General features: G+C 61.9%; 21 protein-coding genes and 1 pseudogene. 7 read left to right on the forward strand and 15 right to left on the reverse strand.

Features of this window, described 5'->3' with window-relative positions; genetic code table 11:
* The first annotated feature begins 103 nt into the window (after positions 1–103).
* Entirely contained in the window at positions 104–709 is a 606-nt protein-coding gene (locus tag AAIA72_RS07045) for a ComF family protein (RefSeq protein WP_369602696.1), read from the forward strand.
* Here the strand turns inward: AAIA72_RS07045 and AAIA72_RS07050 are convergent.
* Positions 701–1,801, reverse strand: a complete 1,101-nt coding sequence (locus AAIA72_RS07050) for an NAD(P)/FAD-dependent oxidoreductase (protein ID WP_369602697.1) — start codon at positions 1,799–1,801, stop codon at positions 701–703. The two genes, AAIA72_RS07045 and AAIA72_RS07050, sit on opposite strands and share 9 nt — an antisense overlap.
* A gap of 80 nt (positions 1,802–1,881) precedes the next feature.
* On the opposite strand from AAIA72_RS07050, the gene AAIA72_RS07055 reads away from it, so the two are divergent.
* Positions 1,882–2,805, forward strand: a complete 924-nt coding sequence (locus tag AAIA72_RS07055; RefSeq protein ID WP_369602698.1) for a DMT family transporter — start codon at positions 1,882–1,884, stop codon at positions 2,803–2,805.
* A 10-nt stretch (positions 2,806–2,815) separates the two neighbouring features.
* Here AAIA72_RS07055 and AAIA72_RS07060 read toward each other — a convergent pair whose 3' ends face one another.
* A complete protein-coding gene (locus tag AAIA72_RS07060; RefSeq protein ID WP_369602699.1) occupies positions 2,816–4,054 on the reverse strand; it encodes a trans-acting enoyl reductase family protein in 1,239 nt (412 codons plus the stop codon).
* Between the two features lie 95 nt (positions 4,055–4,149).
* Between AAIA72_RS07060 and AAIA72_RS07065 the strand changes: the two genes are divergently transcribed.
* The gene (locus AAIA72_RS07065; protein WP_369602700.1) at positions 4,150–4,614 is read left to right on the forward strand and encodes a hypothetical protein; all 465 of its coding nucleotides are present in this window, start codon (positions 4,150–4,152) and stop codon (positions 4,612–4,614) included.
* 136 nt (positions 4,615–4,750) lie between these two features.
* Positions 4,751–5,389: a class I SAM-dependent methyltransferase gene (locus AAIA72_RS07070; protein WP_369602980.1), complete on the forward strand. Its 639-nt coding sequence runs from the start codon at positions 4,751–4,753 to the stop codon at positions 5,387–5,389.
* A gap of 4 nt (positions 5,390–5,393) precedes the next feature.
* On the opposite strand, the pseudogene AAIA72_RS07075 reads toward AAIA72_RS07070, so the two are convergent.
* The 10 genes and pseudogenes from AAIA72_RS07075 to AAIA72_RS07120 all read right to left on the reverse strand — a co-directional run bounded on the left by AAIA72_RS07075 (position 5,394) and on the right by AAIA72_RS07120 (position 15,630).
* Positions 5,394–6,691, reverse strand: a pseudogene (locus tag AAIA72_RS07075) (adenylosuccinate synthase).
* A 19-nt stretch (positions 6,692–6,710) separates the two neighbouring features.
* Positions 6,711–7,907 carry an ATP phosphoribosyltransferase regulatory subunit gene (locus tag AAIA72_RS07080; RefSeq protein WP_369602701.1) on the reverse strand — a complete coding sequence of 399 codons (1,197 nt, stop codon included), beginning with the start codon at positions 7,905–7,907 and terminating at the stop codon, positions 6,711–6,713.
* Between the two features lie 102 nt (positions 7,908–8,009).
* On the reverse strand, positions 8,010–8,882 hold the full coding sequence (gene hflC, locus AAIA72_RS07085; RefSeq protein ID WP_369602702.1) for a protease modulator HflC: 873 nt from the start codon (positions 8,880–8,882) through the stop codon (positions 8,010–8,012).
* A 2-nt stretch (positions 8,883–8,884) separates the two neighbouring features.
* Positions 8,885–10,033: an FtsH protease activity modulator HflK gene (gene hflK, locus AAIA72_RS07090; RefSeq protein WP_369602703.1), complete on the reverse strand. Its 1,149-nt coding sequence runs from the start codon at positions 10,031–10,033 to the stop codon at positions 8,885–8,887.
* Positions 10,034–10,076: 43 nt separating this feature from the next.
* Positions 10,077–11,396 (reverse strand): ribosome rescue GTPase HflX, encoded by a 1,320-nt coding sequence (gene hflX, locus AAIA72_RS07095; protein ID WP_369602704.1) that lies wholly within the window; start codon positions 11,394–11,396, stop codon positions 10,077–10,079.
* 22 nt (positions 11,397–11,418) lie between these two features.
* On the reverse strand, positions 11,419–11,670 hold the full coding sequence (gene hfq / locus AAIA72_RS07100; protein ID WP_369602705.1) for an RNA chaperone Hfq: 252 nt from the start codon (positions 11,668–11,670) through the stop codon (positions 11,419–11,421).
* 114 nt (positions 11,671–11,784) lie between these two features.
* Entirely contained in the window at positions 11,785–12,771 is a 987-nt protein-coding gene (miaA, locus tag AAIA72_RS07105) for a tRNA (adenosine(37)-N6)-dimethylallyltransferase MiaA (RefSeq protein ID WP_369602706.1), read from the reverse strand.
* On the reverse strand, positions 12,771–14,666 hold the full coding sequence (gene mutL, locus AAIA72_RS07110) for a DNA mismatch repair endonuclease MutL (protein WP_369602707.1): 1,896 nt from the start codon (positions 14,664–14,666) through the stop codon (positions 12,771–12,773). The genes miaA and mutL overlap by 1 nt, the downstream gene beginning before the upstream one ends.
* A gap of 143 nt (positions 14,667–14,809) precedes the next feature.
* On the reverse strand, positions 14,810–15,250 hold the full coding sequence (locus tag AAIA72_RS07115) for a hypothetical protein (RefSeq protein ID WP_369602708.1): 441 nt from the start codon (positions 15,248–15,250) through the stop codon (positions 14,810–14,812).
* Positions 15,247–15,630 carry a hypothetical protein gene (locus AAIA72_RS07120; protein ID WP_369602709.1) on the reverse strand — a complete coding sequence of 128 codons (384 nt, stop codon included), beginning with the start codon at positions 15,628–15,630 and terminating at the stop codon, positions 15,247–15,249. The genes AAIA72_RS07115 and AAIA72_RS07120 overlap by 4 nt, the downstream gene beginning before the upstream one ends.
* Before the next feature lie 290 nt (positions 15,631–15,920).
* Here AAIA72_RS07120 and AAIA72_RS07125 point away from each other — a divergent pair, with 290 nt between their 5' ends.
* Genes AAIA72_RS07125 through AAIA72_RS07135 form a run of 3 tightly spaced genes read left to right on the forward strand, consistent with a single transcriptional unit; the run spans position 15,921 to position 21,640 of the window.
* The gene (locus AAIA72_RS07125) at positions 15,921–17,369 is read left to right on the forward strand and encodes a Wadjet anti-phage system protein JetA family protein (protein ID WP_369602710.1); all 1,449 of its coding nucleotides are present in this window, start codon (positions 15,921–15,923) and stop codon (positions 17,367–17,369) included.
* The gene (locus tag AAIA72_RS07130) at positions 17,356–18,027 is read left to right on the forward strand and encodes a DUF4194 domain-containing protein (RefSeq protein ID WP_369602711.1); all 672 of its coding nucleotides are present in this window, start codon (positions 17,356–17,358) and stop codon (positions 18,025–18,027) included. The genes AAIA72_RS07125 and AAIA72_RS07130 overlap by 14 nt, the downstream gene beginning before the upstream one ends.
* Positions 18,017–21,640, forward strand: a complete 3,624-nt coding sequence (locus AAIA72_RS07135) for an ATP-binding protein (protein ID WP_369602712.1) — start codon at positions 18,017–18,019, stop codon at positions 21,638–21,640. Before AAIA72_RS07130 ends, AAIA72_RS07135 begins: the two co-directional genes overlap by 11 nt.
* A 17-nt stretch (positions 21,641–21,657) precedes the next feature.
* On the opposite strand, the gene AAIA72_RS07140 is transcribed toward AAIA72_RS07135, so the two are convergent.
* From AAIA72_RS07140 to AAIA72_RS07150, 3 genes are read right to left on the reverse strand one after another with little or no spacing between them, the layout of a single operon-like run.
* On the reverse strand, positions 21,658–23,010 hold the full coding sequence (locus tag AAIA72_RS07140; protein ID WP_369602713.1) for an N-acetylmuramoyl-L-alanine amidase: 1,353 nt from the start codon (positions 23,008–23,010) through the stop codon (positions 21,658–21,660).
* Positions 22,997–23,467 carry a tRNA (adenosine(37)-N6)-threonylcarbamoyltransferase complex ATPase subunit type 1 TsaE gene (tsaE, locus tag AAIA72_RS07145; protein ID WP_369602714.1) on the reverse strand — a complete coding sequence of 157 codons (471 nt, stop codon included), beginning with the start codon at positions 23,465–23,467 and terminating at the stop codon, positions 22,997–22,999. Before tsaE ends, AAIA72_RS07140 begins: the two co-directional genes overlap by 14 nt.
* A complete protein-coding gene (locus AAIA72_RS07150) occupies positions 23,464–25,002 on the reverse strand; it encodes an NAD(P)H-hydrate dehydratase (RefSeq protein WP_369602715.1) in 1,539 nt (512 codons plus the stop codon). Before AAIA72_RS07150 ends, tsaE begins: the two co-directional genes overlap by 4 nt.
* Between the last annotated feature and the right edge of the window lie 72 nt (positions 25,003–25,074).

Genomic DNA, 25,074 nt, shown 5'->3' on the forward strand with positions numbered 1-25,074 from the left:
ACCCGCTGTCAACCTGGATCAAACTAAAGGTTAACAGCCTCCTGCCCGCTCCCCGCTGCCCCTTGTGTGCCGAGCCTTCCGACATGCCGGGGTTCTGCAGCAGTTGCCGGGCGGATCTGCCTCCCCCGCAACCGGTTGCTGCCGGTGTGCGGATCCCAACTGGACGCTGGCCAACCTGCCCTGCACCCGCTGTCTGGACCGGGGGGAAGTGCTGGACCGCACCTTGCCTCTGTTTGCCTATCGCTTTCCGGTCGATGGACTCATCGTACGGGCCAAGTTCCGGCGCCAGCCCTTCTGGCTCGAATCCCTGGCATGGGCGGGCCTCGGACGGATACCGGCGGCCTTGCTGTCAACCCTTGCCGGCGCTGTCCTGATCCCGGTACCCCTGCATCGGAACCGCCTGAGCGAGCGGGGTTACAATCAGGCCGAGCTGCTGGCACGCACCCTGAGTCGTGCATTGTCCCTGCCCTGCAGAACCGACCTGGTGGTCCGCAGTCAGGCCACCGCCCAGCAGGCCCGTCTGGGGGCCGCGGCACGACAGCAGAACCTGCGAGGGGCCTTCCGGCTGATCGGCATGCCGCCCCGGCACGTCATTCTGGTGGACGATGTGATGACGACAGGTGCCACGCTCTGCAGTCTGGCCGGGACGCTGCGTGCCGCGGGGACGGAGGAGGTCAGCGTCATCGTGCTGGCGCGCGCGTCAGGCTGAGGACAGAGATGCGGCGACGTGCTCGCCCAGTGCCAGCGCCGCGGTCAGGCCCGGGGATTCAATGCCGGCCAGAATCCAGAGGCCGGGCACCCCATGCGCACGCTGATCGTCAATCCGGAAATCCATGAAGGCAGATGACCGTTCAAGCTTGGGGCGGACACCGGCCCACGCAGGCTGAAGTCGCCGCGGATCCACTTCAGGCCACCAGCTGCGGATGGCCTCGACGAAGGCGGGCTTGCGCGCCGGGTCTGCCTGCCAGTCCGGCCTGTCCACCCAGTCCACATCGGGACCGAAGCGTGCAGCACCACTGAGGTCCAGCGTCAGATGAATCCCCAGCCCCCCTTCAGCCGGCAGCGGATAAATGAGATGACGGAAAGGCACGGCGCCCTGATAGCTGAAGTAATGCCCCTTGGCCCAGGCATACGTGACCCCATAATCACGAGCCAGGCCGGTGGTGGCGGATAGCAATGCCGGCAGGCCCAGACCATTGGCCAGCACGATACGTTCGGCCCTGACCTCGAACACGCGCTGGTCCGGGCCGCGCACCTTCAGCACACGGCTGCCTGCATCCATGGCTTCGACCCGGTGGGCACAGGCCAGCACTCCACCCGCCTCGGCAAGGGCTTGCCCGAGGGCCCGGATGAAGGCCGCCGAATCCAGAATACCGGTGACCGGACTCCAGAGGGCTGCGCGGGCGTTCAGCACCGGACAAGCCGAGCGAATGGCGGCCCGATTCAGCAGGGCCAGTCCCTCGACACCATTGTCCCGGGCGTTCTCAAGCAGGCGAGTCAGGGTGCTTTCTCCGCGCTCATCTCTGGCCACTACGTACTTGCCTAGCCACTGATGGGGCACCTGCCACGTGCGCAGGAACGTGCCGAGCAGGTGCCGCCCCCGCACGCACATCCGGGCCTTGAGTGAACCGGGTGGATAATAAAGCCCTGCATGAATCACTTCACTGTTGCGCGAGGACAGCTCCTCTCCCGGTCTCCCGTGGCGCTCCAGGACAATGGTCTGCAGCCCTTGGCGGGCGCAGGCCAGGCCGATCGACAGGCCTACGGCACCCGCCCCGACGATGATTACCTCAGCTTGCATACTTTCCACGTTAGTCTGCCTCTTGGACCCAGCCTGCCTTGTGTTATAGTGCCGCTTTCAATCAGGCATTTCCATCCATCATGACCGACCGCAAACACCACTGGCTGGCACTGGCCGGACTGGCCGGCACCTCGCTGTTCTGGGGCGGCAATGCCCTGGTCGCCCGCGCCGTTCACGACAGCATTCCGCCACTGGCGCTGTCTTTCTGGCGCTGGGCATTGTGCGGACTGCTGATGCTGCCCTGGATGGTGCGTGCATGGCAACGGCACAGGGCATTCATCCGCCGGCACATGCTGCAGATCTGGATTCTGTCGCTGACCAGCGTGGCCGCGTTCAACTCCCTGCTCTATCTCGCCGCCCAGCATACGACCGCCATCAACATCACGCTGGTGAACACGCTCATGCCTCTGGCCACGGTGCTCTGTGCAACCCTGCTGCTGGGCCACCGGTTGAGTGTCCGGGAATCCCTGGCCATTGTGCTGGGATTTGCCGGTGTGCTGGTTGTCATCACGGAGGGTGAACTGGCCAGGGTACTGTCACTGTCATTCAACCGGGGCGATCTCATCATGGCGCTGGCCATGCTGTCCTGGTCGCTCTACTCGGTGCTGCTCAAGAAATGGCCGATGCCCCTGCCCCACCTGGATTTGCTGGCCGTTCTGGTGGCCTTCGGGCTGCTCCAGATTCTGCCTTTCTACCTGTGGGAACTGAGCCGGACAGGCCCCTTTGCGCTGACGCCTGCCAACCTGATGGCACTGGGATATGTGGCCATTTTTCCGTCCTTGCTGGCCTATGCATTCTGGAATTACGGGGTGGCGGTGGCCGGCCCGGGAGTTGCCGCCATGTTCAGCTATGTGACGCCACTGCTGGCGGCTGCACTGGCCGTACCTTTCCTTGGCGAATCCCTGCTGCCGGCCCATTACGTGGGGGGTGCCCTGCTGTTTGCCGGTCTGAGACTGAGCCAGACCCGACGCCCGCCTCAGGGCCCCACCGTTGCGAAGCCCTGAATCCACGCCATCAGGCCGCGCTGGCCTGTTCCCCGGACGCCGCGCGGCTGTCCGAAAGCACCTCGAACCGGATACCCATGCGTTGCAGACGCTCCAGCATGGGCTTGCCCGTCGCCGCCACCGGGGTAATGACGCCATAGTGGCGCGGCAACCGCCTGCGGTCCAGTGCCAGGCACAATCCCGTTTCCGCCAGCATCCGGGAGGTTTCCCCATACCCCGGATCTCCGCCGCTCACCCGCGTGTGCAGCCTGCGACCGGTCGAGTCATGGGCCAGAAAGTCCACCCGGAACCAACCCCGGGCCCGTTCCGCCGGTGACGGGCCCTCCCCCTGGTGCTTGAGCTGAAGCAACCAGTCACGCGTCCAGCGGAACTGAGCCAGCGTAAAGATGCCCCCTACCGCAGCCACTCCCATCAGCACACGCGGCAGCTTTTTGACCTGCACATAGTGCCCGTAACGGAATTCGCCACCGAATTCGGGCATCACCCGTGCCGTACGCTTCACCACTTGGGGGTCAATGGTCGGAAACGGCACACCCCAGACACCCAGTTCCTTTTGGAATTCCAGTTTCATGGGCACGGAACCCACCTTGCGGCCGGCAGCATCGCGTCGGCGTTTGGGGGTATACTTCATGAACTCCCGGGCACGGGAGAAAGCATGAATCGCCGAGTGCCAGGTCCCACCGGAGAAGGTACCGGATGCACGGACAAATCCCTCGATGGTGATGGACAGTTTCTCACGCTCGGCCGGCGACAGCCCCTCGGTGAGCTGACGCGCCGTGAACCAGGCACCGAAATCATGGGGAATGCTGTCAAAACCGCAGCAGTTGACGATACGTAACTTGCCGGCTTCAGCCGCTTCCCCGTACCGGTCCTGCATCCGGGTCACGAACTCGGGCTCGCCGGTGAGATCGGCGTAGTCGGTACCCGCTTCCACACAGGCCGCAACCAGCGGTTCCCCGTGCAGGATATAGGGGCCTACGGTGGTCAGGACCACCCGGGTCTGTGCGGCCATCTTCTTCAGGCTTTCCGGGGTCCTGCTGTCGGCGACAATCATGCCCACCTGATCACGAACATCCGGATTCACGGACTGCAGCCGCTTGTGCACACGCGCCAGCTTTTCCGCATTGCGGCCGGCAATGGCCCAGCGCACGGGCTCCCGTTTCATGGCTTCGGCCAGGTAAGCCGCCACCAGCTCACCGGTGAAGCCCGTGGCGCCGAAAACGACGATGTCATAGGTTCGCTTGCTCATGATTTTTCCTTGTGGTGACACTGTTGCCCGGGTCATTTTCCGCTATACTACTCGCAACTCTGGCCAAATACAGCCCTGTTGCACGCAAAGCATACGTGAAAACTTCTCCTTACCTGTCCGACATCAAACACTTCCTGCTGGTCATGCTGACGGCGGTGCTTTTCGTCGCCTGGATACTTCAGGATCGCATCGCACTGGTTCAGGTGAACGCTGAAATCCGTGACGATCCCAGGCTCAGCCAGTTTCCGTATTCGTTCCGGCTCCTGAAACAGGAGGGTGACCAGTTGGTCATGAGCACCCTGTCAGGTCGTCTGTCCCGCTATCCGGTCTCACTGGATACCCTGCTGCCCGTGCTCTTTCCGGAACTGTCCGGTACACCGGACGAAGCCACGCTATCCGTGGCACGCCGCCGCTTCGCTCAGGCACAGGCCGTGGCACAACAGAAAGCACTGGAACTGACCGGCGCCCGGTCCATTGTCTGGGAAATGGATGAGAACTGGCTGCGTCTGAAAGGCATCCTCCCCAACAAAACCTTCTATACTGTCTATCAGGATCTTTAATCCAGGGGGCCGCCATGGCCACTGATGTCTCCCCCTCTTCAATCCGGTCGCAGCAGGCTATGCACGCGCACGCCCGGACTATCCGGATACCCTGATTCGCTATGCCGCCGGCCTGCCGACCCTGCGACAGCATGCACTGGATCTGGCAACCGGCAACGGGCAGGCCGCCCTGGCTCTGGCCGGATACTTTGATCAGGTGACCGGCTGTGATGTGAGTCCGGCTCAGCTTGCCCATGCCAGACCTCATGATCGGGTCCGCTATCTGCGCTGCAGGGCCGAAACGCTGCCATTGAAGGATCACAGTGTTGATCTGGTGACAGTCGCACAGGCCTGGCACTGGTTTGATGGCCAGGCAGTGGAGCAGGAACTGTTGCGTATTCTCAGGCCCGGTGGTGCGGTCGTCATCTTGGGCTATGTACTGGCCCGCGTGGATGATGCAGTGGACGAACGGGTGCGCTGGTACCACGATGAACTGCTGGGTCCCTACTGGGCCCCGGAAAGGAACGACTTGCTGGCCGGCTATCCGGCATTCCCCGCCCTCCTGGAGCCGGTACCATCGCCACGCTTCACCATGAGCTGCCAATGGACACGGGACCAGTTTCTGGACTATCTGGACAGTTGGTCCGCAGCCATCGCCTACCGAGCAGACCGGGGTGAAAATCCGCTATATCACATCAGGGAAGCGTTGGAGCCGATCTGGCCAGCGGAAGCGGTTCGCACCGTTCGCTGGCCACTGGTGGTCAAGGCTGCCCGACTTCCTTCCGGAACAGACTGACCGACTAGTTGTCGAAGGGATGACGCAGGATGATGGTCTCCGTACGCTCCGGGCCGGTGGAAATGATGTCGATGGGCGCACCGATCTGCTCTTCAACAAACTTCAGGTAGTTGCGCGCATTTTCCGGCAAGTCCTCGAGGCGCTTGACGCCAAAGGTGGACTCTGACCAGCCGGGCAGTTCCTCGTAAACGGGGGTTACGGCCTCGAAACCCTCGGCGCCGGCAGGCGGATGATCCAGGGTGCTACCCTGCTCATCCTTGTAACCCACACAGACCTTGACCGTCTCCAGACCATCCAGCACGTCGAGCTTGGTCATGCAGATACCGGACACACTGTTGATCTGAATGGCGTAGCGCAACGCCACGGCGTCAAACCAGCCACAGCGCGGGGGCGGCCCGTGGTGGCACCAAACTCATTACCTGCCTTGGCCAGATGCTTGCCGACCTCATCAAACAGTTCAGTCGGGAACGGTCCAGAACCTACACGTGTGGTATAGGCCTTGGTGATACCCAGCACGTAGTCCAGATACAGGGGGCCGAAGCCGGAGCCGGTCGCCGTGCCGCCTGCGGTGGTGTTGGAGGAGGTCACATAGGGGTAGGTCCCCAGGTCGATGTCGAGCATGGAACCCTGGGCGCCTTCGAACAGGATGTCTTCCCCGGCCTTGCGGCGTGCATGGAGCATGCGGGTCACGTCCGACATCATGGGCAGCAACTCTTCGGCCTGCTTCAGGGCTTCGTCAAGCACCGCTTCAACATCCAGGGCCTCTGCGCCATAGTAGCCGGTCAGCACGAAGTTGTGGTAATCCATGATCTCGCGCAACTTGTCCGCAAACTGCGCCGGGCGGGCCAGATCACCCAGACGGACGCCACGGCGTGCCACCTTGTCTTCATAGGCCGGACCGATTCCGCGCCCGGTGGTGCCGATCTTGGCATTGCCACGACGCGCCTCCCGCACCTGGTCCAGCGCGATGTGGTACGGCAGAATCAGCGGGCATGCCTCACTGATGAACAGGCGATCACGGATGGAGACGCCGTTCTCCTCCAGCATGCGGATTTCCTTCAGCAGCGCCTCAGGAGACACCACCACACCGTTGCCGATGAAGCAGGATACGGTTTCACGCAGGATGCCGCTGGGGATGAGATGGAGAACGGTCTTCTTGTCCCCGATGACCAGCGTGTGACCGGCATTGTGCCCGCCCTGATAGCGCACGACACAGGTGGCCTTCTCGGTCAGCAGGTCAACAATCTTGCCCTTGCCCTCGTCACCCCACTGGGTGCCCAGAACCACTACATTTTTGCCCATGATCTATGCTCTCTGAAAATTAAGGGGAAGTGGAAAACGGTTGTACACACCAGGCATCCCCCTGGCGCACAATCTGTCTGTCGCATCGTGCGGCGTAATCCTCGGGCCGGTCTCCCGGCAAACGGCGAATGACCACTTCGGTCTCACGCAAACCGGCTATCAGTGCGTCCAGCTCCGGATCCTCTTCGGCTGGCGCGAGGACAGCACTGGGTGTAGCTGGCCTGATGCTGAGCAGGGACAGAATCACGCGCATGTCCATGCTGAATCCGGTCGCCGGCCTTGCATTGCCGAAACTGGCACCCACACCGTCGTAACGTCCGCCCTGCGCCAGTGCAACACCCAGTCCCTTGCGATAGGCGGAAAAGGTCAGTCCCGTGTGATAGGCGTAGCCGCGCATCTCGCCAAGATCCACATGCAGGGCCACTTCCGGTGCCATGCGCTGAACCTCGGTGGCCACCCGGCGCAGCACATTCAGCACCGCTTCAAGCCCGGTGCCCGAAAGCAGCGCCGCCGCTTCATCCAGCACTTCAGGCCCGCCGGAAAGCCGTGGCAGTGCACACACCTGTTTCGCCAGGTGCTCAGGCAGCTCTGCGGCAAGCCTGTCGATTTCCGGTATGGCCCGTCGCTTGAGGGCATCAAACAGATCCTGTCGCAGGCTTTCCGGAATACCGGGCTGAGCCAGAACGGCACGGTAAACTCCCATGTGCCCGAGTTCGAGATGGGTCGCGGGGGTGCCACAGATCGCCAGTGAAACCAGCATCATGCGGATGATTTCCAGATCCGCCTCCAGCGCGGCGCTGCCAAAGAGTTCGCACCCCACCTGCACCGGTGCCCGGCTGCCGTTCACGGTCTTGGGGCGCGTCAGCAGTGTCGTGCCGATGTAACAGTAGCGCCGTACACCACTAGCGGGCTGGCGCGCATCAATACGGGCCACCTGGGGCGTCATGTCGGCACGGATGCCCATCATGCGGCCGCTGAGCTGATCCGTGATCTTGAATGTCTTGAGATCCAGGTCGCGCCCGGTCCCGGTGAGCAGGGATTCCAGAAATTCCGCAAGCGGAGGCACAATCAGCTCGTAACCATTATGCCGGTACTGATCCAGAAGACGCTGGCGCAGGTCCTCCAGTTGCCAGGCGGCGGGTGGCAGGACCTCCTCGATACCTTCCGGCAACATCCACCTTTCGGAGGCCGCTGCATTCAGGGCCGTGTCTTTCATTCATCAACCTCTGTCTGGGTTGCAGTCGGGCTGCACACATAAAAAACCGGGGTCGGGCCCCGGTTGAAGGATTCTATCACGGCTTGTGACCGATCCAAATGTTTATTTGCCGCCGTTGTTCTTCAGATAGCGCAGGAAGTCGCTGTCCGGTTCGAGCACCAGCAGGTCATCCTTGCTGCTGAAGGCATTCTCATAGGCACTCAGTGAACGGTAGAAGCGGTAGAACTCCTTGTCCTGATTGAACGCATCGGCGTAAATCTGTGCCGCGATGGCATCCCCTTCACCGCGAATCTTTTCCGCATCCCGGGTGGCTTCGGCGATGATGATGCGCGCCTGGCGATCCGCATCCGCACGGATACCTTCTGCCAGCTGCTCACCCTTGGAGCGATGCTCCTGAGCCTGCTTGCGCCGTTCGGATTCCATCCGGCGGTAGACCGAGTCACTGACCTTGGGCGGCAGATCAATCGCCTTCACCCGGATATCCAGAATCTTGATCCCGAAGTCAGCCTGGGCAATGCGGTCCATGCTGGTGGTCAGCTCTTCCATCAGCTCTTCGCGCTGGCCGGCAATGACCTCATGCATGGTGCGCTTGCCGAACTGGTCACGCAGACCATTGTCGATGCGCGATTCCAGCAGCAGCATGGCCTTGCGCTCGTCACCGGTGGTGGTGCGATAGTACTTGGCCACGTCCACGATCTGCCAGGTGCTGTAGGCATCCACGGCCAGCGGCTTCTTCTCGTTGGTGAGATAGGTCTTGGTGGGGAAATCCATGGCCAGCACGCGTACGTCGAACTGCAGAATCTCGTGCATCACCGGCACCCGCAGGTGAAGTCCGGGCTGAATGTTGTCTTCCACCAGTTCACCAAAGCGCAGCTTCACGGCACGGTGAGTTTCCGGCACCACATAGATGATCTGGCTGGTGACCAAAGCAATCACGAGCAGCCCGAGCAAAATACCTGTCAGTCGATTACTCATGTTCAGCCTCCTCGTCTCAGCAGCCGGCTTGCACCGGATTCAAGGTTACGCACCGGTTGTTGCAGGACATCGGATGAATCGCCCTGAATACGTCCCGGATTGGTTTGTCCGGCATCGGTACTGCCCGAACGGAGCTTGTCCAGCGGCAGATAGATCAGGCTGTTGCCCTGCTTCTGGTCCACCAGCACCTTGCTGGTGCGAGAGAGCACGGTTTCCATCGTGTCAATGTAGAGACGCTCACGGGTGACATCGGGCGCAGTCTTGTAAACAGCCAGCACTTTCAGGAAACGCGACACCTGACCTTCGGCGCGGGCAATCACGGCAGCCTTGTAACCGTTGGCCTCTTCCTTCACACGCTGGGCCTGACCACGGGCCTCGGGCACGATCTTGTTGCGATACGCTTCGGCTTCGTTCACCACCCGCTGCTCGTCCTCCTTGGCGCGCTGAACATCCTCGAACGCGGCCTGTACGGCACGCGGCGGCTGTGCATCATTGATGTTCACCTGACGCACTTCGATACCGGCGCCATAAAAATCAAGATATTCCTGCAGCCGCTGCTTGACCTTGGCGGCGAGAATCTCGCGCCCTTCGGTCAGCACCTGATCCATTTCCGTGCTCCCCACTTCATGGCGCAGCGCACTGTCAATGGCAAAGACGAGCGTCCCCTGAGGGTCACGGATATGCAGGGCGTACTGCTTGAGATCGCGAATGAGATACTGAACCGTCAGATCAATATCGACGATGTTCTCGTCTTCGGTCAGCATGTGGCCCTTTTTCTTCTGGGTCTTGACGGACGTGACGTCTTCAATGATCACCTTGTCCACGATGGGAATGCGAAAGCGCAGACCCGGACCTACCGTATTGAGGTACTTGCCCAGCCGCAATACCACGGCCTGCTCGGTGGCATCCACCCTGTAGACCGAGTTGTAGCCCAGCAGTATGACAAGCAGGATCACGATGAGTGCGCCGATGCCGCCTGCCGCAGCGTTGTTGCCACCGCCGCTGCTGCCATTGCCCTTGCCGCCGCCAAACAGGCCGCCGAGCTTGTTCAGCGCCTTGCGAATGACTTCATCCAGATCGGGCGGTCCATCGTTACGACGCCCGCCACCCCATGGATCCTGATCGTTCTTGCCTGGTCCATCCCAAGCCATAAGACTCCCCTTTTTCGTTTTTCTCAGTTTTCCGGAATGAGTGCTAGTCTAGGCCGCCCACCACAGGAGGACAACCGTCCAGCAGGAATTCCGCCGGATCGACGGCCTGCTGGCGCAGAATCTGGTTCCAGTCTGCCAGAGGCAGGCGGACATGCAACAGGTATTCGCCCTGTTCACCATAATTTTCAGTAAGAATTGCCCGCGCTTCATGCAATCTGGCACGAAACCGTGCATGCGACGGCGGCAGTCGCAGCCAGCCTTCAAAGGTTGCCACGGCCAGCCGCTCCTGAATCGCCCGTGCGAGCAGATCCAGCCCTTCGCCGGTTCTGGCGGACACCCAGACACGTGAGGCCCGCCCGGCTTCGTCCCGGTCAATCCGCGGACCGCCGAAATCTTCCAGCAGATCCGTCTTGTTGTAGACCATCAATACCGGCACGTCATGGGCGTCAATTTCCTCGAGCACGCTATTGACCTGCTCGATGTTGTCCCGCCGGCGGGGATCGGCCGCATCGATCACGTGCAGCAGTAGCGAGGCACTGACCGTTTCCTCGAGCGTTGCGCGGAAGGCATCGACCAGCTTGTGAGGCAGGTGACGGATGAAGCCGACCGTATCGGCAAAGATCACCGGCCCCACATTCTCCACTTCCAGACGGCGGAGTGTGGGGTCAAGGGTCGCAAAGAGCTGATTGGCCGCATAGACATCGGCGGAGGTGAGCGCATTGAACAGCGTCGATTTGCCGGCGTTGGTATACCCCACCAGCGAGACGGTCGGTACATCCGCACGCTTGCGGGCACGACGGCCCTGCTCGCGCTGGCGGCGCACCTTGTCCAGCCGCTTGTTCAGGGTTTTGATGCGCTCCCTGAGCAGTCGCCGGTCCGTTTCCAGCTGGGTTTCCCCCGGCCCGCGCAGACCGATCCCCCCTTTCTGCCGCTCCAGGTGTGTCCAGCCACGGACCAGACGGGTGGACAAGTGCTCCAGCTGCGCCAGCTCCACCTGCAGCTTGCCTTCGTGGGTCCGGGCACGCTGGGCAAAAATGTCGAGGATCAGGCCAATGCGATCCAGCACGCGGCACTTGAGCTCACCCTCCAGATTGCGCTCCTGGGAGGGGCTGAGGGCATGATTGAAGATGACCACATCAGCCTCGTGCAGACCGATGGCCTCGCGAATTTCCTCCACCTTGCCTTCGCCCACAAAGGTTCTCGGGCTGGGCATGCGCCGGCTGCCGGTAATGAGCACGACAGGCTCCACACCGGCAGAAGTCACCAGTTCGGTAAATTCGCGGGGATCTTCGCGATCCTTGTCTTCCTGCATGTCGAGGTGAACGAGCACGGCACGTTCACCTCCTTCGGGACGTTCAAACAAGTTGAGGCGTGTTTCCTGTCAGTCAGCCTGCGCTGGCTTCATCTTCAGCCTGGCCGGGCTGGGGCAGGCGCACATTGCGCGCCGGAACAACCGTTGAGATCGCGTGCTTGTACACCATCTGGCTGACCGTATTCTTCAGCAGGATGACAAATTGGTCGAATGATTCAATCTGACCTTGCAGCTTGATTCCGTTGACCAGAAAAATGGATACGGGAACGCGTTCCTTACGCAGCGCATTCAGGTAAGGGTCTTGTAATGAGTGCCCTTTTGACATCAGTATTCTCCTGTTTATTATCGAGGTTAACCAAAAGATGAGGTGCAGGAAACGAAATCCAAGCCGTTCAGCCAGATAGTATAACGGGCCAGCACGATTTGACCTAGTACGTGTTTATACAATTTTACCGGTTTGTCGAAGAATTTCGATTACCCGGTAGTAATTTTTCTCCGTTCCGTCATCCGTATCCAGCCAGTGCACGTCCGGCCAGCGCCTCAGCCAGGTCAGTTGGCGCCGGGCCAGTTGCCGTGTTGCAGCGATTCCCTTCTCCCTGGCCGCCTCCAGAGTGGTCAGGCCACTGACGTAATCCCACATCTGCCGGTAGCCTACCGCACGTACGGAAGGCAGATCGGCATGCAGATCGCCCCGTGCGTGCAACCGCCTCACTTCGTCCTCAAAGCCCGCTGCCAGCATGAGATCGAACCTCTGTGCAATACGGGCGTGCAGCGCCGCCCGGTCGGCCGGCGCAATGGCCAGGTTCAGAACCGGCCAGGGCAGCCCCGGCGTTGCGTCCTGCTTCCAGGCCGGGCCACCTGCCTGCCCGGCCTGATCGGCCCAGAATGCGGAGAGGGGCCTGCCGGTCAGGCGATAGACCTCAAGCGCCCGCTGAATGCGCTGCCGGTTGTTGGGGTGCATCCCGGCTGCGGCGACCGGATCCACGCTGGCCAACTCGGCATGAAGCGCCGGCCATCCCCTTTCCGCCGCCTCGGCTTCAATCGCGGCCCGCACCCGCTCGTCGGCCGGCGGGAGATCCGATATGCCCTGCGCCAGCGCCTTGAAATACATGGCCGTCCCGCCAACCAGGACGGGCAGTTCCCCCGCATCCAGTGCGGACTGGATGCAGGCCAGCGCATCCTCGCGAAATTCGGCAGCCGAATAAGGTACAGCCGGATCACGGATATCAATCAGGGCATGGGGCGCCCTCGCCAGCACTTCCGGCTCGGGCTTGGCCGAGCCGATGTCCATGCCGCGATAGACCATGACCGAGTCCACGCTGATCAGACGACAAGGCAGCGCATCGTGGAGCGCGATTGCCAGATCAGTCTTGCCCGAAGCGGTTGGCCCCATGAGAAAGATGACACAAGGTTCGGCCAGCTGCATCAACGGCCCCGCATGAACAGTTTGTCCAGTTCGGCCAGACTGAGCTCGAACCAGGTCGGCCGGCCATGATTGCATTGTCCGGAACGCTCGGTGGCTTCCATATCCCGCAGCAAGGCGTTCATCTCGGGCACGGTCAGCCGGCGATTGGCGCGGACTGCGCCATGACAGGCCATGGTACCCAGCAGTGTGTTGATGCGGTTTTCCACTTCGCCACTGGCACCATGCTCGGCCAGTTCTTCCAGCACCGCACGGGCCAGATCTGCCACATCACTGTTGGCCAGCACCGCAGGCACCTTGCGAACAATCACCGACTCATCACCTGCAGGCTGAATGTCCAGCCCGAGGGTGGCCAGCAACTCCGCCTCCTGCTCCGCGGCTTCCACCGCGCGCAAGGACACGGGAACACTGACCGGCACCAGCAGCGGCTGGGAAACGATACCCTCCTGATGCCAGGCTGTTTTCATGCGTTCATAGACGATGCGTTCGTGCGCGGCGTGCATGTCCACCACGATCAGCCCGCGCGCAGACTGAGCAAGAATGTAGATGCCGTGCAGCTGGGCGATGGCATAACCCAGCGGCGGTACGTCTGCCTGTGCGCCGTTGCCGCCGGCTTCGTCCACCCGGGCTGGCGGACTGCTGAAGCTCTGCGGCCGCGCTTCCGAGACGCCCTCATCCCCACGATCATCCTGCCGGTCGCGGACCCCATAAAGCGCACCGAAACCCTGTTGCTGGGCCGGCCCGAAGCCCGCTCCCCTTTCGGTTCTCAGGGGCAGCGCAGTCTGGATGCGCGGCGGCGCCGCCGGACTGGCGCCAGAAGCCGGCGCTGCAGATGCCATCGCCGGGACCGCAGGATCGATATACGTGACCTGATCTGCCGGTGATACCTGGCCGGCCCGGGTTTCCGCCAGCGCCCGGTGCAGCGAGCGGAAGAGAAAATCATGAACCTGCCGCCCTTCCCGGAACCGGACTTCGTGCTTGGTGGGGTGGACATTGACATCAACAATCGCGGGGTCAATCTCGAGCGACAACACAAACGCCGGATGACGACCATGGTAGAGCACGTCCTGATAAGCCTGACGGATGGCGTGCGCGATGAGTTTATCCCGGATCACCCGGCCATTGACGAAGAAATACTGCATGTCCGCCTGCGCCCTGGAAAAGGATGGCCGGGCCACCCAACCCTGCAGGATCATGCCGGATGCCGACACGTCAATGGGCAGCGCCGCTTCCATGAAGCCCCGTCCCACCAGCTGGGCGATCCGCTGGGCACGGAGGGCATCATTTCCGGCCTGCCGCACCTGCAGCGTCACCTTGCCATTGTGCCGCAAAGTGAACCCCACGCGCGGACGCGACAGGGCCTGACGCTTCACCACCTCCTCCAGATGCCCGTACTCGGTTTTTTCGGTCCGCAGGAACTTTCTTCTTGCCGGTGTATTGTAGAACAGATCCCGCACTTCCACGGTGGTACCGACCTGATGCGCCGCAGGCCTGAGCTCCGGCTTCATTTCCCGTCCGGCCACGGCAATGGACCAGGCTTCATCCGATCCTTCCGCACGAGAGGTCAGCGTGAGACGCGAAACGGAGGCAATGGAGGCCAGCGCCTCGCCCCGGAAACCCAGTGTGGCCACGGCCTCCAGATCTTCCAGCGACAGGATCTTGCTGGTGGCATGGCGACTGAGGGCCAGGGGCAGATCATCCTTTTCGATGCCGCAGCCGTTGTCCCGTATCCGCATGAGCTTGATGCCGCCCTGCTCGATATCGATATCAATCTGAGTCGCCCCGGCATCCAGCGCGTTCTCCACCAGTTCCTTGATGACGGATGCAGGCCGCTCCACCACCTCCCCGGCGGCAATCTGATTGGCAAGACGGGTATCCAGAACGTGTATTTTCGACATGATGCACCTTGTGTTTGCGCGTATGCTAGCAAAGCCGGGCCCCGGACGCACGGGGCTGACCCGCTTTACGCATACAGAGACGCTTTCAGATGCAAAGGTCAGTGCACAGTTGACTCACGGCAAACCGCGCGGCCGTGCGCCACCTATGGCTGCAACCGCGCAGCCAGCTGATCAGGCTCTGCCGGTTTCGTATACCGGGCAACCAAATGCCCTTTCGGGTCATAAATCAGCAGAACAAAATCCTCGTTACCCAGCAGCCCTGAGGCGACTTCGGTCGCAAGATGATAGCTACCACGGAGCTGACCGTTGCGAAACCCCGGCACCAGCATCACCTGCTGATCTTCGAAGTCAAAAGACTGCAGCTTTCCGATCTGCTCCCTGTAGTCACTCGACTCAGGAGAATCACTCAGAACAACAAAGACAAAGCGGACATGTTCAGGAAAAGCACAGACTCCGCCCATGCCCCGACTGGTTGCCCACCGCATGGGGCAATCCGCTGCATTCAGGATAACAGGCGGTACTTCCGGTGTGTTGGCACATGCCGTCAGGAGAACCAGCACTGACAAGATCAGATAGCGCATCATCTGACCTCCAATATCAGCTTTGCTGTTGCTGGCGTCAGCTTGATAGCATTGTAAAACCCCGACGTATCTGGCTCAGTAATACCAATACACCCCAAGGTCCCGGGCTTGTTCCCATCGGGATGAATTCCCAAGCGACCGCCAGTCTTTCCCCGGTCAGTGTCAAAGAGGGGCGTAATGGGCAGAAAAAAACCGTAACCTGTTCTGTCCTTGAATGGTTCGGCAATGGCTGAGGTGTACTCGGTAATCTGCTGCCGAGCGACTTTATATAGCCCTGCTGGCAGCGGGCCAAGACCATACGGGCCGCTGACAGCCCGCCAGTACTTGCCCAAAGCCGGCCATTCAAGAAGTCGCCTGGATGAGTCGAAAACAAGATCTGCCACGAAAAACGTCTCCCTGTTGAGAATTTCCTTTATTTTGGCACCCGGATTTTAGCGCCTGCCACCGGATACGGCAACGAAGCCCCAGGAAACGGGTATATCCCCTTGACGACCAGCCGGCCTGCTTCCGGAGGCGGCCTCAGGTGCGCGCACCGCAGCCGCCGGAGGAAGCGGGCCGGCGGGTACGCAAATACCTGTAAGCGGGCACGCAACAGCCACACTTCCCTTTGCGCCGTACGTCCGTCAACGCCATAATACACGGTTCCTGTTCCTGAAAGCCTGGGTGGCGGCAGATGTTCTTTGAAGGTCCGAGACAACAGTTTTTCAGACCCCTGACGAGCAAGTACCGGGCCTGGACAGCGGCCTGTCTGGCCCTGCTCTACCGGCAGCTCTATTCCGACATGGCCGAATATGGCCATGCCCTCAGTCGTGAACAGATTCTCGGCATCTTTCAGGAAGCCATCACCCGCCTGCCCGCTGCCAACGCCGCATTACCCGACGGGGAAGATGATGAACGCCCGCTGCGCACGGAACGCGAGCAGGCGGTCTGGGTGTTCAATCAGTTGCGCGAATGCGGCTGGCTGGAAGAAGTGGTGGACGAAGCCACGCTGGACGTGCGTTTCCGCTTTACCCGCGCAGGCCGCCATTTCACCCAACCCTTCGTGGAGCTGGAAGGCGGCAGCCTGCGCACGCGGCAGCGCAACACGCGCAATACGCGCAACGCCCTGGATGCCTTTCTCCAGCATGGCGAAATCCATGATCTGCTGGATGCCCACGAATATTCCGAGCGCATCATCAACGACTTCACGGATGTGATTGCCGAGCTGGAAGACCGCCGCCGCACGCTCATCCGTGAAGTCAGCGCCGATCAGGACCGTCGCCTGGCAGGGGAGGCCTTTTTCGAATTCATGGAAAAACGCTTTCAGCCCGACATTTCCATTCGCCTCTCCGCTGACAGTGTCGAAAAATACCGGGATGAGATTCTCGCACTGATCGACCGGATCCGCGCCCAACCCAAGGCCTTCAAGGCCGATGCCGAACGACGACTGAGAGACCTGTTGCCTGACCAGGTCCGCAAGGGACAGTCACTGCTCTGGCAGATTCTCGACCGGATCGAGCGGCGTCTCAATCACGCCACCGATACCATGCTGCCGGCACTCAGGGATGCGCTGAGACAGTTTACCCGTCGCGCGGATCTCATCATCCGCCAGATGTCCTACGTGGCCTCCCAGCGCCACACGGATCTGGTCGCGGTCTGCGAACGACTGCGCGCCAAGCCTGCGACGGAACAGGACACCCTGCTCACACGCATGGGCGAGCGCATGGGCGGTGTCAGCATCGGTCTCGTGGATCCGGCCCGTGTCAGGCTGAGAGAGCGCAGGCCACCACCTCCCGTCAACACGCGCCTGGAACACCTGCCGGAGGTGGATGACAGCGCGCTGCGGGCGGTGAGCCTGCGCATGGCGCTCGACAAGGCCTTCACCATTACCGACGCCCATATCCGGGACTACATCCTGAGTGCACTGGATACGCGCGACCGCATCGACACCGACGAGCTGCCCGTCCGCACCGCGGCTGACCTGCTCGCACTGACCCACTGCGTGGAGCTGGGTTCGGCCAATGCGCGGCACGATGGCTGGCAGTTCCGCGTGATCCCCTCCGGCCGGCGCACCCAACGCCCGGGCCTGACTGAAACCGACCATTTTGTAATCGAGGCCGTGCATCCCGATGATGTTGCGTGACACACTTGAGCAGGCCCTGAGTGAAGCTCAGCTGACCCTGCCCGCATTCTCCGAACTGCTCATTCGCCTGCTGGATCAGGGCGTACTCTGCCGCGATGAGAGCCTGACCGAGCAGGCACTGTATGATCGTTTCGTGCGCATCGAACCTCTGGTTCGTGAATATCTGTCGGTCCTCGGCATGGACCTGCTGCACGACACGCGTTTCCGCTACGTTCGCGTCTATCCGCCCGGCGCAGAGCGGCCGGGGCTTCCGGATACTCCCGATGCGCCGCCGGCCACAGGTCTGCGCGCCCGGCTCTCGCCGCTTGAAGTCGCGCTGGTTCTGGTTCTGCGTGCCCAGTATGACCGGGCGCTCCGCGAAGGTGACGTGGACGAGGATGGCTGTGTTCTGCTCACTTACGAAGGCCTGACACTGGCACTGCGCAACCTGCTCGACCGCAGCCTCCCCGACAGCCGCACGGAGCGACGCGCCCTGTTTGCCAGTCTCCGTCGCATGCGGCTGGTCCAGTACAACGCGGAGGAGTGGATGGAACACCCGGGCAGCTACCTGAAAATCCGGCCGCTGATCGTCACCTTCGTGAGTGACGATGTACTGGCCACACTCAACATGCAAGACGAGGCGGCAACGGAATCGGAGGACGATCAGGATGTACGTTAAGCGCGCGCTCTTTGTCAACTGGGGCAACCTGCCTCATACCGAGTTCGAGCTGGGAGCCATCAACCTCTTTTCCGGCGGCAACGGCTCCGGCAAGACCACCGCAGCGGACGCCATCCAGACAGTCATGACCGCCGCCTACGACTATCTCTACAGCTACAATCCCGGCCAGGATGAGACCACCCAGCGCGGGCGCGGTGGCAAGGTCGTGCGGACCCTGTCCTCCTACATTCTCGGCTGTGACGACGGCAGCTATGCACGTACCGACACCACGGACGGCTACATTGCCCTGCACTTTGCACCCACCCGGGGCGAGAAGGCCCTGCCCTTCACCGCACTGGTCGGTGCACGTGCCCATCTGGATCAGGCCGGCCTGAAACCGGTAGCCAGACTGGATGATCTGCAGTTCTTCATTCTGCCGGATGTGGCCCTCCATCTGGAGGGAGATCTGGTGGTGACGGAGCCGGATGGCAGCAAGCGCCTGATTCCCCTCGAACAGATCCAGAAGCGGCTGACCCACAAATACGGCCCGGACTGTGTCGAACGCTACGATGCCAAGAAGGCCTATCTCAAGCGGCTGTACGGTATTCTGCGCGGCAAGCGCGACAGTGTATCGGAACGCGAAGCCATGCATGCAGCGCGGGCATTCTCCCGCTTCATGGCCTACAAACCCGTGCGCAGCATCAACGAATTCGTGGCTACGGAAATTCTGGAAAAGAAGGATCTGGGCGAAGCTATCCGTACGGTTTCCGAAACCATGAAAACCATCTACCGGATGGAAGCGGATGCCCGGCGACTGAAGGACGGCATCGACCTGTTGCAGCGTACCGGCCAGCACTGCGACCAGTGGATCCGACAATGGATCGAGGACAACACCCTCGACTATGCGCTGGCCCACCGGCGTTATCTGGATGACCAGCAGCGCTATGTGGAGGCCAAGAACACCCAGCAGACACTCCGTGCACGGCTGAAGGAACTGGCGCAGGAGCAGGAGAACCTGACCCGCTCGCTCAAGGCGCTGGATCAGGAGCGTGTCACGCTCAAGGCCCGGCGTCTGGGCGTCCAGTCCCTGCAGGAAAGGGACCGGCTGGAGTCCCGGCGGCAGGCCCTGAGCCAGTCCTTCACCCAGACAACCACCCGCTACATGCAGCAGACCCGGCAGATCCGACTGGCAGTGAGTGCTGCGGAACAGTTGCTGAAATTGTCGGCCCATCTGCCGGACGAGCCGGAACGCCAGGCCCTGCTGGCCGCACTCAGGCACATTCCGGACATGGCGCGCCAGCTGCCTGCCGACGCGGCACAACTGGTCAACGAGGACTGGATCGGCGAGAGTGATCCTGCCGCCCGGGTGGCGCAGGCCCGACAGCTCCAGAACGCCCTGGAGGCTGCGGTCCGCCCGCTTCATGATCGTGTCGCCGGAGAGGACAGCCTGCGCCAGAAACTCTATCACGTATTGGTCAGCCGTCAGCACCAGCTCACCCGTCTGGATCAGCAGCGCCAGCAACGGGAGCAGGATATCGAACGTCTGGAGCGTCAGCATGCCACCTATCCGCCGGCCGTGCGCCAGGCCCTCGAGGTCCTGCACAAGGCACTCCCGGAAGCCGACGCCCGCGTACTCTGTGATTACGTGGACATCACCGAGCCCGAGTGGCAGGCGGCCATAGAAGGCTATATCGGCGGGGCTCGCTTCGGCATTCTGGTGGAACCGGAATACGAAGCCGAAGCCGCGCGACTGCTGCGGGAAACCCTGGGGCGTGACAACCGGGCCCGCATTGTCCAGGGCGAGCGCGCTGCCCGGGATGCAGCACGCATGACGCTCGACAAGGACTCCATCATTCACGTCATGCGCTTCGAACACGCGACCGCGCGAGCCTGGATGACGGCGTCTTTCGGCAATGTGCTGCGGGTGGAGGGCGAGGAAGCCCTGCGCATGACCCGCCGCGGCATCACCCGCAATGGCCTGGGTTCGGGCGGCTACAGCATGTGGCGGTGCGATCTGCCCGACAGCGAACTGGTCTTCGGACGGGCGGCCCGCCAGCGTGCCCGCGCGGCGCGTGAGGCGGACCTGCACCGCCTGCTGACCCAACGCCAGACATTGCTCGATGAAATCCAGGCGCTGAAACAGGCGCTGGAAGCCGCCGACCAGCTGCAGCCAGTCCCCTGGGCAGACACGCTGGCAGAATTGCTGGAACTGCGCGCGCAACTGAAGGATGTGGAAGACAGTCTGGCCCTGACGGAAAGTACGGACGAGAGCGGCCTGGATGCCCGGCTGGCCGAGCTGGACCAAAGACATCTGACACTCAATCAATCACTGGAGAATCTGCACAAGGAAGCCGGCGCGGTCAATCGCGAACTGGAAACCGTCACGGCAGCCTGCGAACAGCTGGACGCCCAGCAGAACCGTGCGCTTGCCATTCAGGAAGAGCGTGAAGAGGCCCTGCATCAGATTGCCCGGCTCTGGGCCGGCATGGACGTGGACGCACAACTGGAAAAGGCGGAACAGTTGGCCCGCCAGAGTACCGCGGAATCCCTGGCGCGCCAGCAGCAGGAGGCCCGCGGGCGGCTTTCCGCAACCGTCCATGAAATCGAGCGTCTGGTCGTGGCCACCAATCCGGTGCTGACCGGTGACGACCGGCTTCACTACACCCCGGACTACAGTGACATCCGCAGCCGCAGCTTCTTCGCCGATGTCTGTGACCTGCGTCGTCAGGTGGACATTCTGATCAACCGCCTCAAGAACAACATACTGGTGGAGAAGCAGGCCCAGATCAGCAGCTACCGGGAATCCTTCAGCCACGCCTTCGTGACCAACCTCTGCCACCAGATCTATCAGGCCATCAACGAAGGCAAGCGCACACTGGAGAATCTCAACCGGGAGCTCCGCCATCATCGCTTTGGTGCCGACCGTGAATCCTTCCGCTTTGCCTGGGAGTGGGTACCGGAGTTCAAGGCCTACTGGGAGTTCTTCGAAGAGGTCAGTCAGTTGCCGAATCTGGGCGAGGGTCAGACGCTGTTCAATGCGGAGCTGTCCGACAAGGCCAGACAGGTTCGTGATCGACTGCTGGATATGCTGCTGGCCGAAGATGAGCAACAGGCGCTGCAGGAGCTGGAGCGCATCTCCGACTACCGCAACTACCGCCATTACGAGATCTACAAGGAACCCGAAGGCAAGGAACCGATCCCGCTGAGCGAGTACGGTACCGGTTCCGGTGGACAGCTGGAAACGCCGGCCTACATCATCCGTGCAGCGGCCATCACGTCCGCATTCCGGTTCGATGAGGGCGACAGCCACCTGCGCATGGTTCTCGTGGACGAAGCCTTCTCGAAGATGGACGAATACCGTTCACGCGAGGTGATCGAGTATCTGACGGACACGCTGGGCCTGCAGCTCATCTTCATCATGCCCAGCAGCAAGTCGGGCCCCTTCATGGATCTGGTGAGCAACCAGTTCGTCTTCAGCAAGGTGCCTTCGGAAACACCCGTCGGCCAGTTGCATACCCGGGTACTGGTGGACCGTCAGGTACTGGATCCGGACAAGGTGCGTGCACTCTGGGAGCAGGAACGCCGCTCCCTGCGCCAGCAGTTCGCACTGGATTTCATGGATGCCTTTGAGTGAGACAACGAGGTGCTGCCTCACCCGTTGGGGATGCGCAGCACCTGACCGACACGGAGCATGTCGGAGTTCAGGTTATTGGCCCGCCGGAGGGCCTCAACCGAGGTTTGGACGCGCTCGGCAATGGCGGTCAGCGTATCGCCACGCTGAACACGATAGTGCTGTACCTGAGCCTGTTGCAGCTTCAGATCCTTTTGCCAGGCAAGCCAGGTGCCGGGTACCGGATGCTCGTCAAAATAGGCGGCAACCCCCTGGGCAATGGACGCCGCCAGCTTGCTCTGGTACGCGGAATCCTTCAGCTTGCGGGCCTCGCGGGGATTGCTGATGAAGCCCGTTTCCACCAGAATGGAAGGGACATCCGGGATCTTGAGCACCACGAATCCGGCCTTCTCGACCGAAGGCTTGTGCAGGTGCGCCACCTTGCTGATGTGCTTGAGCACATAACGCCCCGCCGTATCACTGAAATTCATGGATGAGGTCTGCGACAGATCCACCAGCACGGTCTTGAGCAGATCATCCTTGTCATCCAGAGAGACACCACCATCCACGCCGCCGATCAGGTCCGACTGGTTTTCACTTTGCGCCAGAAAACGGGCCATGCTGCTAGACGCGCCTCGCCGGGATAATGTGAATACGGATGCCCCAGCGGCTTTCGGGTTCGTAAACGCATCAGCATGAATGGAAACGAACAGGTCAGCACCACGCTCACGTGCCAGCTGAGTACGTTTGCGCAAGGGAATGTAATAGTCGCCCTTGCGGGTCAGGATCGCCTTGAAGCCCTTTCGCCGGTTGATCTCGGCCTGAAGCTTTCGGGCAATCCGGAGTACGATATCCTTTTCCCGCATACCACCTGGTCCGATGGCACCCGGATCATCTCCTCCGTGTCCGGCATCAATGGCCACGATCACATCCCGTTTGCCGGCCAGCGTCTGCAGCGTTTTGACGCTCTCCTTCTCCTTCGCCTGCTGGCCTTCCAGATCCACCACAAGCCGGTAACCGTACTTGCTGTTGGGCTTGAGCAGGAAACTGCGCATCCGCACGGAACGCTTCAGATCCAAAACGACTCTCAGCGTCTTGCCATCATGCAGCGCACTGCGAACCCGCCGGATAGGCGTCTCTGTAAAGTTCAGGGATCGGGTGGAGGCTTTCATCACCGCCTGGTCGAGATCCAGGACAATCCTGTCAGGCTTGCTCAGGGTAAACGCCTTGTGATCAACCGGTCCATCCAGATCAAACACCAGCCGTGTGGACTCCGGTGAAGGCCAGACACGAATCGTCTTGATCGTTGTGGCCGCCTGAGCAAGCACGGACACCATCAAGCCGAAAACGACCAGTGCACCACGAAGGATACGTCCCGCTTCAATCTGACGCATGTTCTGTCATCCTGTTTGCCACGGCCTGTGCAGCGGGCCCCTGAAGCGTGATCCGGCGCCGGCTGCCCTCCGGCACCAGCCGGATCAGCCAGTCCGGCTCGGGAAGCAGCCCCTGCCCGCGCTCGGCCCACTCGATCAGACGCAGACTCTCTGAATCAAAATAGTCCCGCATGCCCATGTATTCCAGTTCCTCCGGATCACCCAGCCGGTAGAGGTCAAAGTGATACAGGGTCACGCCGTCCAGTTCATAGGGCTCCACCAGTGTATAGGTCGGACTCTTGACCGCACCTGAATGACCCAGTGCCCGCAACCAGTAGCGCACCAGGGTGGTCTTGCCTGCCCCCAGCGTCCCTTCCAGAAAAACGGTCGCCGGGGCCTGAACCACATGGGCGAGTGCTGCGCCCAGCTTTTCGGTTCCGGCTTCGGATTCGAGAATCAACTCTGCAGTTGTGTTCATGTACCACATCCATCATGAAACAGGTGAAGCAGGGCATCGGTCTGATCGCTGGCCAGCCAGGCATGGGCCGGGCCGTGCGCATCCAGCCAGGCCGCCATGCAGGACTGTGCCACCAGTGCGGTTTCGATCACTTCCGTGCCGCTCAGCCCCTGTGCTGCCAGGGCGCCCAGCATACCGGAAAGCACATCGCCACTGCCACCCTTTGCCAGGGATGCATGGGCACTGGCCACCACGCCCCGCACCTGTGCGCCGGCATACAGGGGACCGGCCCCCTTGAGCAGCCAGTGTCCGCCAAACCGGTCGCACAGGGTTTCAATGGCCCCAAACCGGTCGCGCTCGACCTCTTCGACGGCAATGCCCAAGAGGCGTGCGGCCTCTCCGGGGTGAGGCGTGGCCCACCACTGGCCGGAATCCGGCCAGTCCACCGCTCCGGCGGCCAGCAGATTCAGGGCATCGGCATCCAGAACCAGCGGTTTGCCGGACCGGCACGCCGCCGCGAGCAACGCAATGGCCCAGTCATCCTGACCCAGCCCCGGCCCGATCACCCACACATCGGCCCAGGGCAGGCGCCCGACAAGGCCCTGCGGATCATCACTGCCAAGAAACTGCACATCCGGCCAGCGTGACAGCCCGGGCCCCACGTGCTCCGGCCGGGTCAGTGCCGCCACCAGCCCGGCACCCATGCGGCAGGCGGCCCCCGCCGCCAGCAGCAGGGCACCGCCCATGCCCCGGTTGCCCCCCATGATGCCAACACGACCGAAGCTCCCCTTGTGTGCGGCCGGGGAACGGGCAGGCAGCAGTCTGCGGAGCAGCTCCGTCAAGGGCACGACCAGCTTCCAGGGATCGCCCACCGCCTCATAAATGCTGTCTGACACCGCCAGGCGGTCAAAAAACAGATCCCCGGTGAAGGCCGGACCCTGCCCGGTCAGCAGGCCACGATTGATGCCGATGAAGGTCAGCGTCACGTCTGCAGGCACCACGGGCCCCATGGGCTGTCCGGTGTCGGCATGCAGTCCCGAAGGAATGTCTACCGCCAGCACGGGTGCCCCGGCCGCAGCCAGCTTTTCCAGTTCCGCAGCGTGGTGAGCCCGGACCGGACCGTTGAGGCCGGTACCGAGCACGGCATCCACAATGACATCCACCTGCTCCGGCAGGGGCTGGTCCGCCGTGACCACACCGAGACCGCGATCCATGGCCCAGCGCCAGGCCCGGGCAGCCTCGCCACGCAGGCTGTCGGGTTCAAACAGGATCCGGCAGTGAACATTGAGGCCTTGCTGATGGGCCAGCGCGGCGACAACAAGACCGTCACCGCCGTTGTTTCCCCCTCCGCAGCTGACTACAATGCGACGAGCCTCCGGCCAGCGCTGGCGGAGCAACCGGAAGGCACTGCGTCCGGCCCGGCACATGAGGTCGAAACCGCTGTCCGGCCCCCGGGCGATGGCGGCGGCGTCCAGCGCACGGGTCTGCGCCGCGGTCCAGGCAAAGGCCGTCGCGGGCGGATCATTCAGGTGGTAACAAACAGAGGCCGGTCTCATGCAAGAGAATCCACTTCAAGGTTACTCTCCAGCCTATTGTAATTCCGGGCGATTGGCAAGAATTTGCATGTT

It is taken from the genome of Thermohahella caldifontis, assembly GCF_041153465.1.
Classification (GTDB): Bacteria; Pseudomonadota; Gammaproteobacteria; order Pseudomonadales; family Oleiphilaceae; genus Thermohahella; species Thermohahella caldifontis.